Origin of the sequence: Mesotoga sp. Brook.08.YT.4.2.5.2. (genome assembly GCF_003351125.1) — a bacterium.
In the GTDB taxonomy this organism is placed as follows: Bacteria; Thermotogota; Thermotogae; order Petrotogales; family Kosmotogaceae; genus Mesotoga.
In genome coordinates, this window is record NZ_JPGZ01000040.1 from 89,555 (window position 1) to 101,231 (window position 11,677).

The following is an 11,677-nucleotide window of genomic DNA, read 5'->3' on the forward strand; positions in this document are numbered from 1 at the left end:
AGACTGATTTAAGGCATGTCTCTCAAGACATGCCTTTTTTGTGCAGGGAACCGTGCTACCCGACAACTTTTATCTTTGACTTCTGAACTATGAGTACCCCGAGAAGAATCGCACCCATTGCCAGGATCATGAGGAAGTTGATCTTTTCATCAAGGAAGATGGCTCCTAGTGAGACGGCAACCAGTGGATTTATATAAGCATAAGTACCCGCCTTCGTGGCCGGCCACTTCTGAAGAAGATATATATAACTGCTGTAGGCAATCAGGGACCCGAAAACAACGAGATAAGCAATTGCCAGAAGCGAGTTCATCGAGAACCTAACTCTTGAAAATTCACCAGTTATGCCCGAGACAAACATAAGCCCCACACCACCTGCAAACATCTGAATCCCGATATTTGATACTATCGAACTGTTCCCCTTGAAGGTTTTTGACAGTACCGTTCCAGTAGACCAGAGGAAGCTGGCAGAGAGAAGCATAAGTATTCCTGGGATGTCGATAGAAATACCGTGTTCGGCCGGAACCAGAAGAAAGTAGACACCGAAAAAACCCAGCAGAAGTCCCGAAAGCGCCTTCAAAGTCAACCGTGTCGTTCTTATGAAAAAGTGCTCCAATACCCCGGCAAAGATCGGGATGGTAGCCATTATGAGAGAAGCAACGCCTGAATCAACCCACTGTTCGGCATAGACGACGAGTCCATTTCCACCAAGAAGCATGAAAAGACCAACCAGCCAAAGTCTAGAAAGCTCCGACTTGCTCGAAGGAAAGGAGTATCCTCGGACGACAGAGAAGACCAGCATAATAGAGCCCGCAATGAGAAATCTCACTCCGGCAAAGAACATAGGCGGCATGCCTTCAACGCCGATCTTTATCGCCAGATAAGTAGATCCCCAGAAGAAACTCACTAGAACGTACGCAAGTATGGCCATTCCATCTCCACTTCTCTTCAAAGCTCAACCTCATGCGTCCGAACAAAGCACGGAGTAATGATCGAATTATCCGACAACAAAAGATGAAAAACAATACGGCTTAGAAACTTTTGTGAAAAGAAGGGGCTATTCACGCAGCTCTGTTCACGGAAATACCTGGATCCAGCTGGACGATCCGAGGTCCTAGATATCAAGATAAGGCTGCAGGTGCTTCTCATAGACAGAATACTGAGAGTTCTCACTGAAAAGAGACAATTAAGTGGCACATATTATCCGTTAATCTTTGGCCTCAGGGGCTGAAGGACAAGGCAACACACATAAACCTTCAACAGGAGAAGCTCTCTGATAAGCCTGGCAGTTGTAACCGTCTTCTGAGAAGTTGAACTGCATTCATCCATGCAGCCTTCTGATGGAAGAGAGCAAGCCGGCCACTGTTTAATCGAACTATGGGAATCAGCGAACGGTCGTACTACTTCAGAAAAGCAATCAACTGACCGGCGATCTTTTCCGGAAACTGATAGATAGCTCCGTGCCCTCCGTTACTAAGTCTCACGAGACATGAGTTTTCTATCGCTTCTGCGAGGATCAGAGAGTTCTTTGCGGGAACAATAATATCGTCCGTTCCCGTTATTATGATCGTTTCTGACTCGATCGACTTCAGTCTCTCGAAGGTTCCGCTCCAGCTGCCAGCGGCAGTGTACTGATCAGAAATTCATCTTTGCTCTCCACTCTCTTCCTGACTGGAGGAGCCCGTAAATCTCGCAGCGACCTCCAGATGAGCCAGGGTCCAGTCGGTGAGGAAGAGAACCTTCAAAAGCACCTCAGGATCGCCCATGTTCTGGAGCATAGAGATCTCCTCATCCGAAGGAGGTATCGACTCGGATCCTCCGCAGCTTGTCGAGAGAAGGATGAGTTTACCTGTCAACTCGGGATATTTTAGAGCGAACTCCTGCGCGATATACCCTCCCATAGACCAACCCATCACACTGACCTTTTCAGAACCGATGGTTCTGACAAGATCGGCTGCATCTTTTGCAAACGGCTCTATTGAAGGAGTTGCATTAGAAGTTGTCGATCTTCCGATCCCTCTGTTATCGAATACTATAACGGTGAACTCTTTTGAGAGTGCAGAAACAACATACGAATCCCAGCTCTCGAGGGGCGAACCATATCCTGCGATCATCAACAGAGGAGAACCTTTTCCAAAGACCTTGTATGCCATTCTTTTATCGCCGACCTGCACTTTCTTAACCGGAGCGGAATACAATTCAGGAACGTCTTGAGCGAAAAGCGATGCCGATAGAAGAGCAATTACGGCAAGAACTGAGTTTTTCATCTCAATCCCCCCGTACAAATAAACAACAGATTATACTCCAGGAACTATAACTGCAATCTCTTTCCTTCGACAGAATCGTGCGCTTCCCACGCTTCACACAAAGAATGAATCCCGGAACTCGATTGTTTGCAGTGTATCTGTCTATAGCTATCGGGAAAGCAACCTTTCAATACCTTACCCAGTCTCGTCGCCTACACTTTCAAGTGTCATCGATGGGTCAACTATCTGGGTCATCGAGATCGCATCCGGGTCGCTTACAGCGGCCTATATCTAATCTAGCTCATAGATGTACTGAACTTGGCCGTATTGGGATCGATTTTCAAATCCAGATCAGTCTATTCTCTGGTTGTTTCTTGTCTTTATCCAGATTTGACGTCAAACGATAACCATTACTGAGCAACCGGGAGAAGCTTGGCTAAACAAATACCGCTCATTATTCTCTCCGGTATCTTTCAATGAGCTGTACCGTTCGTTTAATTGCCTCCACTGCAAAGTGATGATCTTGAGAGAAATTGATCCGAAAACTATTGGTAAACTGAGGGCCAAATTCCGTTCCGATTGTCACCGTAACATCGGCTTGAAATCTTAGGATTTTCACAAACTCTCTCATGGTGACTCTCAACTCGGGAATTCTCACAAAAAGATAACTACCGGCTTCTGTTTTTCTGACTTTGACACCTTCCACGCCGTGAAGCAGTGCCACCAGATCATCTCGAATCCTTTGATGTGCACTTATTCGATCTTCCATCCATCCCTCTGGTTCGTTGAACCACGATGTAAGTACCGCTTGAGAATATCCTCCGGCCCGCAGAGAGACTATTGCCTGTAGTTTTTCCATTCGTGCAATGATGTTTTTGGAGCCAAAAGCAACTCCCAAACGATAGCCGCTTAAAGACTCTGTTTTGGATGGACCGATGATTGTGATTAGACTGACGGGTTTCGTGTCTTGGGCACACAGATGTGTATACACTCTGCCATCGAATATCTGTCTTGCATACAGTTGATCTGCGATAACTGATACATCATATTTCTTTGCAAGGAAAGCGATAGATCGAATCTCATCATACGAATAAATGACACCGGTCGGGTTATTAGGATTGGAGAACAAGAAGACCCTAACACCAGTTTTGAAAGCATCTTCAAGCTCGGCTAAATTCAAACCGGCTCGTCTACCAGATTCCAGAAAATCCAATGCAACTGGAATGACTTCTCCATCGAAGAATTGCACCAGTTTTCTGTTGGCGAAATAGTCGGGCTCAACTATTGCAACCTTATCTCCACGGCCAATTGACGATCCCATTGCCAGAAAAAGCGCCCCCTGGGTTCCCGGTGTAATAATGAGTTGCGTATCTGGAGAAATTGTAGTGTTGGTGAAAGCAGAAAGCTTTTCAGACAACCATTCTCGTATGTTGCCTCTTCCTTTGTACTCAGTATACGCTTGCTCACCGCCCAAGTGAACGCCTTCTACAAATGCATCTAATGACCCCGGGATCGGTTCAAACGCATTGACATCCCCATGAGAAAAATCAACCGGTCTTCCGGTAATCTTCTCTCCTATCAGTCGAAGCCCCTCGCCATCTTGAAGAGTCTCCTGTCCAGGAGCGTTATCTACACCAAGCATTGAAAACTTTCCTATTAACTGATCCATCATCACATCGTCCTTCCATATGATATCGTTCCACACTCGGTTCACTCACAGACGCCCGATGCTTCAACGATCTGCCCATTTATAGAAATCACTCAAGATCCTCTTCAATAAAGAACCAACAGTACAAGCAAGTTCGGATTTCTTTTGCTATGACACTTCTCTTCTGGCGGAAATCTGCGGCTACATTTATCGAAGCTCTCCTCAATAAGAATGCATACTAATCCTGAAGAAAACCAAGAATGCCCTCATTTTATCATTTAGTAAATGAAATCGAAACTGCGGAAAGCCGTTGTCGTGGATAGCGGGTTTGGGTTGGAAAGAGTGGAATAAGACGCAAGGCTGGGAAGAACAACCCAGGTCGCAATGCTGCCTCCGGCAGGAAGTGAAGCTCGCAGCGCGAGGAAGTGATGCTGCTCAGGAAGTGATGCCCGGAAAAACGTCCGGGGAAGTTATGCGCCGAAAAGCATCAGCGGAAGTGATGCCACCTTCGGTGGGACGTAATGCACTGAAGAGCATCAGTGGACCCAAGCCCCGCTTCGCGGGGAAAGAGCCGCTTTTCGCTGAACGCTGCTGAGCACAATGTTGACCGTCATCGGTCCACCGTCCTCCGAAATCAACAAGAGTAGAAGTGATGCTGGAATAAAACATCAGACGCAGGGCTGGGCAAGAACGGTTCAGGTCGCAATGCGTGCTTCGTGGGGAAGCTTTTATTGGTTCAACGATTCTTCAGCAGCGATCAGCGGGTTCTTGTTTTTAAGCGTACAGCGGAACTTCAGGAGCCAGTCTGCTAACACAGGTCAGTTCCGACTTCTCGGGCGAAGGAGGCGTTGAACGCTTGAGAGAACATGCTGGGCGCTGTGAAGAGCAGTTGCAGGGAAAACGAGAGACGAGGTTGGGAATCGGAAGAGCAAGGCGAGATCGGTTGGCCGTTGAATGGTTCTCTGGTCGCTGAGGGAAAAAACCTGTTTTTCCAGAGCGAGGGTCTGTTCTTCTTAATTCAACCATTTATCCAAAGAATAGAGAGAAGGGGAAAGCAAAGAGGCCAAGTAACGATCTGAGATCTCCAAAAGCCTTGAAGGGTTCTTTAATCCCCTCTCGAGCTCATTATTTCCATAAGTCAGAGAGTTGGTGAGAAATCATATGATGCTCTTCCTCCCTTAACAAGATATGCTGTGTCAGGCTCTTGATTATCTTGATCTTATGTCCTCTCTCGCGATGGATCGAGATCTTGGCCAGAATCATGCCAGATGACGTGAAGTAGGAAAAGACTGGGGATTCCAGATCTGCTCTTCCGACCTCTTGCCTCTGACCTCAGGCTCTTCCCAACGCCAAGGACGGGTCCATGATCTGGGACGAAGGACTAAGGACGGCTCTTCACAGCGTTCAGCGGGTCTTTGTTCTTAAGCTTACAGCGGATCTTCGCCCAATGTACAAAGGGGATTTCATACGACCTCATCTTGTCTGTTTGCTCCTTCCTTGTCTCTGTTCACAGTTCCTCCCTTTCGGTTGTCTGCACAGAGTTGGTTGACTAACCTACAAAACTGGATAACACAGTCCCTTCGCTCCACTCCCATTACAGGAGCTTCATCACTACTACGGACTGTTCCGCCCCTGAATCTGGCATCGGTACTTTCACCCTCGTGGGTCTTCCACTTGCGGCTTTTCCCTTAACATCCAGATCCAGGTTCCCAAGTTCCTAATCGAAGCCTGTACCAGGGTCACGCCACCTATATGCCGGTCACCATCTGGACAGTAAGCAGGTTTCCTCCAGACTTATCCCGGGATAGTTCCACCCCCCGGTTTAGATGACACTAGTAGTTCTTACGACACGTTCACGGTGGTTCACTTGTATTTGTCTCCTCTGGTACTCACCTGACGGGATCGCTGTCCCGCCTTTTCCCGTAACGTTCACTACCATGGCTCTTTACCAAACAAGTTTAAATGACCACCGAAGGTGAGTGGTGTGTTTTACGCCTTCATTTCTTCCATCTCTTTCCACAGAGTCTTACACAAAAAACTGAAGACCCTTTAGAAAGTTATGGAACGGATCTTCAGTTATTTGGTATGGAGTATTGTAATGGATTTTCTCAATTTACACGCCTCGCCTTCTTCTCAGCTGTGGATGGAGGTCATGTATCTCTTCAGAGCATCGGTCTTTACCTTCTCTAAATACCTATCCACATCTGCCAAATTCTCTCTTCTTTTCTCTCTAATGATCTCACCTCCTTCTCCACGGAGTTAAAACCTTGGACGTGTCATCAAAGAACTGAACGCACTCTCTCTTACCTTAGAAATCATCCTGTCTACTTCCTTCATGCTTCTCCTTTTCATCTTCATCCCTCCTCTTCTTAGAATCTTGGACTGAATAATAGATTGCTGTAAACGCTGTCTCTTTCACTCTCGATCAATCTGTCTATTGCCTTCAAGTTTCTCTTCTCTTTAAATCTCATCTACTCTCCTCCTTCTCTCTTACCTAACGTTAATCGGTCTAGCTCTCAGTGAATCTTCAACGATCTCCGGGTAGAACTCTCTTTCCTTGTAATGAATCTTCCTTTCTCTTCCTTTCATCTTTCTTACCTCCTTCATAGATACTGTGGGAAAGACTCCTTGGCAACCTTTTCCTTGAACTTCTGAACGGCTCTTTCAATGGAAGCTGGATCCTTAACTTTTCTCATATCTACACCCCTTTTTATTAATCTCAGGTTCTACATTCATAATATATCACAACAAAACATAAAAAGTCAAGGCGTCAACTAAAAGAATCTTCACTTACAATAACTAATTTTCAACTCAATTCCATAATTTGCTCTGTAATAAAGAAAAATAGTGAATGTCACCATCTTTCGTATGCTCTTTGGAGAAATATGCACTTCAATGACAAATGATTGTTTCCAAGTACTGCAAGATTGTTGGAAATGATCAACTTCACTGTGCATAAATTCTAGTTACTGCATCATAGAATCTCATAATAACCCAAATGGTGTACTCGTTTGCCTTCACTAAACAACTCGACTGGACGCCAGATGTATAATCTAAAAGAACTGAAGGAGGCAATTTTGATTGATGAAAGGAAGGCTGTTAACTGCCTAATATGCGGCTCGAAAACCGAAAGAATTGTTCACCGCAAATTCGGGGTGGGTTACAATTGCTGTGATAACTGCGGTTTCATCTCGAAACACGAGGCAGATCGGATCTCTCCGGAAGATGAATTAAAGATCTATAGAAGACACAACAACAGCATTGACGATCCGAGATACGTTGCCTATTTCAGAGACTTCATCGATACCGCAGTCACCGATTTTCTATCTGAAGGAAGAAGAGGGCTTGATTTTGGGAGTGGTCCGACACCGGTTCTTGCAAAGATACTTGAAAGGGATTATGGATTCAATATGGAGATATACGATTACTACTTCTCGCCAGAGAAGGTCTTTCTGGGGAAAAAGTACAACCTCATAACCTCAACAGAAGTCTTTGAACACCTAGATGAACCCATTGCGTATTTCAAAATGCTTTCCGACTGTCTAGAAGATGATGGAGTTCTATCAGTGATGACGCTCTTCCATCCTGAGGACAGACAGGAATTCATAGAATGGTACTACATGAGGGATATGAGTCACATATCTTTCTATACCTTAGATACAATGAAGAGAGTTTCTGAGATTGTCGGTCTCAACATAGTGTTTACCGATAACAGACGATACACCTCGTTCAAGTTAAACAGATAAGTGGCCGAGGACATTTATACAACAATAAACAGACCCTCTCTTTGAGGGTCTGTTTGCGATTTGGGAATTTCCGAACAGGGGTGGGGTTAGAATATCTGCATCTGTTTAATCGTGTCGTGTCGAACAGCAAAGCTGGTGTTTTTAAGTTCTGCATTAGGTTCTAGTTCTTGGATTATTCTAGTTGAAACAAGCAATATGTCAATTAACTCGACGTGACCGTTTCTTAAGTCTCTATGTATTTCTTTTCTCTCTGTCGGAGTAAGTTACGAAGTTTCGAAGTAGTTTGACTTTTGGATCACTTCCTGGCTTCCATCAATCTCTTCATCGCTTCTTCAAGTATAGCTCTGGGGCATGCGAGATTTACTCTCATGAATCCTTCTCCTTCGATACCGAATACTGAACCATCCTCAAACCCGACTTTTGCCTTTTCGTAGAGAAAACTTCTAAGTTCTTCAACGCTCATACCCGTTGCTCTAAAATCGACCCATGCGAGATAAGTACCTTCAAGCTCAGTGACTCTCACTTCTGAGTAGTTGGTTTTCAAGAAGTCTCTCATGTACTCAAAGTTGGCATTTATGTACTTCAGCAGCTCTTCCAACCATTTTTCTCCATGGTTGTAAGCTGTTTCGAGAGCAACTGTACCGAAAACATTCGACATCCCTAAGCCCAAAGAGTTCAGCATGTTTGAGTATTCGTCGAGAAGTCTTCTGTTTGAAGAGATCACTGCTGCAGATGAAAGCCCTGCGAGATTAAAGGTCTTGCTTGGCGCCAAACAAGTCAACGTGATAGATGATGAACTTTCAGAAATCGCCGCGGTTGGAATATGTTTGCAGTTGCCAAAAACCAGGTCTGAATGGATCTCGTCTGATACTATTAGCACGTTTTTCCTGAAACAAATATCAGTGAGTCTAGAAAGCTCATCTTCCTTCCATACTCTTCCAACCGGGTTGTGAGGACTACAGAGAATAAGAATCTTCGTTCTTGAATCGATCTTCTTCTCAAGATCATCAAAATCCATTGTGTAATGTAAACCGGATTCTTTCAAAGGGTTCCGAACCATCTGGCGTCCTGTCTCTGTAATCGCTTTGAAGAAAGGATAGTAGACTGGAGTTTGGACAATCACTTTGTCACCTGGATGGGAAAACGCCATCACCGCTATGTGAACTGCCGCTACTACTCCCGGTGCATGTGAAATCCATTCCTTTTCGATTTTCCATCCATGTCTCTTATTGAGCCATCTTACAATCGATTCGTAATATCCGTCTGATCTCGCAGTATAACCATAGATGCCGTGTCTAGCTCTGGCAACTATCGCTTCAATAACTTCGGGAGGTGACTCAAAGTCCATGTCGGCAACCCACATAGGTAGCAAATCATTCCGCCCAAAGAAAAGGTTGGCGTGGTCCCATTTTATGCAATTCGTTCCTCTTCTTTCGATAACTCTGTCAAAGTTGTACTTCACATCTTCCCTCCGTCATCCACGAAATTGTTAGCCGGCTACTGCGGGTTCTTCGGCAGAGCTCCCCGGAATGCCAATTGTTATACAGGCAGATTACTCAATGAAGGGGATGTCATCACCAGAGTAAAGATAGTCCGGGATTTCAGGCTCTGGATATTCAGACCTGATTTTCTCTTTGATCTGGTTAAGATAACCTTCCGCAGTAGAACGCCATGTGTATTTCTCAGTAACACGGTCAATACCTCTCGAGCTCAATTCATTCCAGAAATCTTCACTGGTGAAAAGGACCCTTTTCAACCCTCTGGCGATATCATCCGTTTCAAGAGGGTCCACCAGAACTCCGTATTCAACATTGTTTTCTCTCATGCTCTCTGTAGGGCCTCCGTTAGATGTTGCAACAGCCGGTAGACCGCAGGCCATAGCCTCGATTGGGGCAAGTCCGAACGGTTCATACAGGGAAGTAAGGGCAAAAACAGATCTTCTCTTTGCCCCTATTCTGTATAGAGCTGAAAGCTCCAACTGATTCTCTATGTTCATAAAGAGGACTCTCTCTTCGAGATTATTCTTGAAAATGTGATCAATAATCTCGCCCAGAACAGTTCGGTCAGGTTCTTGAAGAGATTTGTACTCATCATAGGGATTATTCAGACCCCGAGTAACAATAATAAGGTTGCAGGAAATGTTCAGTTTGCCATCGCTAGAAAAGGCCCTTACTACTCCCATGTGATTCTTCTTCTGTTCCAATCTGCTAGAAATGATGATCATCGGGAGTTGGAGTCTGGACGGTTTAGAGAATCTCTCTACCGCCTCTTTGTATCTCTTTTCAATGATTGTGTCAAGTTCAGTAGGACTTGCAGCGAAGATGTCTGTGTTGACTCCCGGGGGAACAACGGAGTATTTTGAATCGTTGCCCACTTCTGAAAAGTCTCGATAGAGTCTGTGACTGTACTGCTGGAACCTCTCCATAGAAGTGGAAACAAAGTTGACTGCCGAATACTTCATCGAAATGCGTTCAGCCGCTATTCGGAAGGAAAAGTTGAATCTCGATTCTATCTCTGCACGATCAGCTCCAGTCTGCAGTAGTTTGTCGAGTTTTTGAGCCCCAAGGGAGTGGGCTGTGAAAGAGTAAGGGATTCCTGTGTCTTTGAATAGCATAGCTCCCGTCAAACCTCCGTCCCCATAATGAGTAGTAACGAAATTCGGTAAAGTTCTTTCCGACGAATAAAATTCTCTAATTCGTCTTGAGAACTCCCCCAAGAAAGGCCAAAGTCTCTCCTTGCTCAAGAAGCCTTCTGGACCAAAAGGGATTCTTATGATTCTGAGGCTATCTTTTCCTCGATAGGAATCGAATTCCTCGGCAAACTCAGGCCATTTGTCGTCGATAACCCTTCTCGTTATTATGTCACAGTTGATTCCCATTTCTGACATAGCCGATGCAACTTCCTTCACATAGACCAGCTGACCTCCAAAGTCCGGATGCGTTGTCCAGTAGCTGTCATTCTTATCGAAGTTTCCCTGGGGATTTATAAATGCCACTCTCACAAGTCATCACCTGCCTCGAAAATGGCCTTCAAAGCGTCTATAGAAGGCAGAATTACATCCTTTCCCTCATGTTCGATTCTAAAGGCGGCACAATAGTTCCCATAAGCGGCCGATTCAAAGATATCCTTCCCTTGAAGGAGGCCATATAGGATACCGGACCAAAAAGCATCTCCCGCACCGGTGGTGTCCACTACTCTTCTTGCGCATGGAGAGAGTGTTTCAGTTTTGTGACCGTCAGAAATCACAGATCCTTTGTGGCCCAAAGTCAGGACGACATTTGAGGCGCCGGCATTATGAAACTTATCAATGTATTCATGAGGATCTCCGGTACCGAAGATATGTAAGGCATCATCTTCAGAAGGTTTTACAATGAATGCGTACTTCAGGAATTCCTTTATGAATTCCGAACCATCATCCTCTCGATCCCAGAGAACCCTTCTGTAGTTGGGATCAAATGTTATCTTTATTCCCGCTTCCAATGCCTTTCTCACCAGCTTCATGCATGCCAGCCGCGACTGCTCACATGAGAATGGCCAAGATGTGAAATGAATGAATTCCACATCTTTGAGAAAACTCACGATATCCACCGGTTCTTCAAGAAAACAATCCGCACCTCTAAAAGCTATGAACTGTGGGGATGATTGTGACTTCGAAACGAATACGATTGAAGTATGTGCTTCCACGTCTCTCTGAACATAAGAGATATTTATTCCTCGCGAAGCGAGGTGTTTAAGATAAGCTCTTCCAAAGGAATCATCGCCTACTCTGGAGAGAAGAGTAGCGTCAACACCTAGATCATGAAGATTTACAGCAAGGTTTCCTGGAGAACCGGCAAAGTATCTTTTGAAAGAAGTAGCTTCGCCAAGATCTCTCACAAAACTGCTTGATATCAGGTCAATAAGCAGTTCACCAACAACGGCAATTCGCGACAATTTAATGCCTCCTTCTAATGATAAGTCTATCATTGCAGGAACGATTTCCAATAACTGAGCCAGGATCTGCTAAAACATTGGTTATGGAGATCTAGTGTTCAACGACT

Annotated in this window: 7 protein-coding genes; 1 reads left to right on the forward strand and 6 read right to left on the reverse strand. The window is 45.0% G+C overall.

Features of this window, described 5'->3' with window-relative positions; translation table 11 throughout:
- Window positions 1-55: 55 nt before the first annotated feature.
- The 3 genes from Q502_RS10710 to Q502_RS10720 all read right to left on the reverse strand — a co-directional run bounded on the left by Q502_RS10710 (window position 56) and on the right by Q502_RS10720 (window position 3,912).
- On the reverse strand, window positions 56-949 hold the full coding sequence (locus tag Q502_RS10710; protein WP_099828512.1) for an EamA family transporter: 894 nt from the start codon (window positions 947-949) through the stop codon (window positions 56-58).
- A 691-nt stretch (window positions 950-1,640) separates the two neighbouring features.
- Window positions 1,641-2,264 carry an alpha/beta fold hydrolase gene (locus tag Q502_RS10715; protein ID WP_099828513.1) on the reverse strand — a complete coding sequence of 208 codons (624 nt, stop codon included), beginning with the start codon at window positions 2,262-2,264 and terminating at the stop codon, window positions 1,641-1,643.
- Between the two features lie 433 nt (window positions 2,265-2,697).
- On the reverse strand, window positions 2,698-3,912 hold the full coding sequence (locus Q502_RS10720) for a pyridoxal phosphate-dependent aminotransferase (RefSeq protein ID WP_099828517.1): 1,215 nt from the start codon (window positions 3,910-3,912) through the stop codon (window positions 2,698-2,700).
- 3,056 nt (window positions 3,913-6,968) lie between these two features.
- Between Q502_RS10720 and Q502_RS10735 the strand changes: the two genes are divergently transcribed.
- Complete coding sequence (locus Q502_RS10735) at window positions 6,969-7,637, forward strand: class I SAM-dependent methyltransferase (protein ID WP_243392437.1); 669 nt, start codon at window positions 6,969-6,971, stop codon at window positions 7,635-7,637.
- A 295-nt stretch (window positions 7,638-7,932) separates the two neighbouring features.
- On the opposite strand, the gene Q502_RS10740 is transcribed toward Q502_RS10735, so the two are convergent.
- The 3 genes from Q502_RS10740 to Q502_RS10750 form a co-directional block, all read right to left on the reverse strand.
- Window positions 7,933-9,099 carry a MalY/PatB family protein gene (locus Q502_RS10740; protein WP_099830868.1) on the reverse strand — a complete coding sequence of 389 codons (1,167 nt, stop codon included), beginning with the start codon at window positions 9,097-9,099 and terminating at the stop codon, window positions 7,933-7,935.
- A 90-nt stretch (window positions 9,100-9,189) separates the two neighbouring features.
- Window positions 9,190-10,638: a glycosyltransferase gene (locus tag Q502_RS10745; RefSeq protein WP_099830869.1), complete on the reverse strand. Its 1,449-nt coding sequence runs from the start codon at window positions 10,636-10,638 to the stop codon at window positions 9,190-9,192.
- The gene (locus Q502_RS10750; RefSeq protein ID WP_099830870.1) at window positions 10,635-11,570 is read right to left on the reverse strand and encodes a carbohydrate kinase family protein; all 936 of its coding nucleotides are present in this window, start codon (window positions 11,568-11,570) and stop codon (window positions 10,635-10,637) included. Before Q502_RS10750 ends, Q502_RS10745 begins: the two co-directional genes overlap by 4 nt.
- Window positions 11,571-11,677 lie beyond the last annotated feature (107 nt).

Coding starts and splice junctions, on each gene's coding strand:
- Q502_RS10715 (WP_099828513.1), bottom strand. CDS start 2,264: ATGAAAAACTCAGTTCTTGCCGTAATTGCTCTTCTATCGGCATCGCTT.
- Q502_RS10720 (WP_099828517.1), bottom strand. CDS start 3,912: ATGGATCAGTTAATAGGAAAGTTTTCAATGCTTGGTGTAGATAACGCT.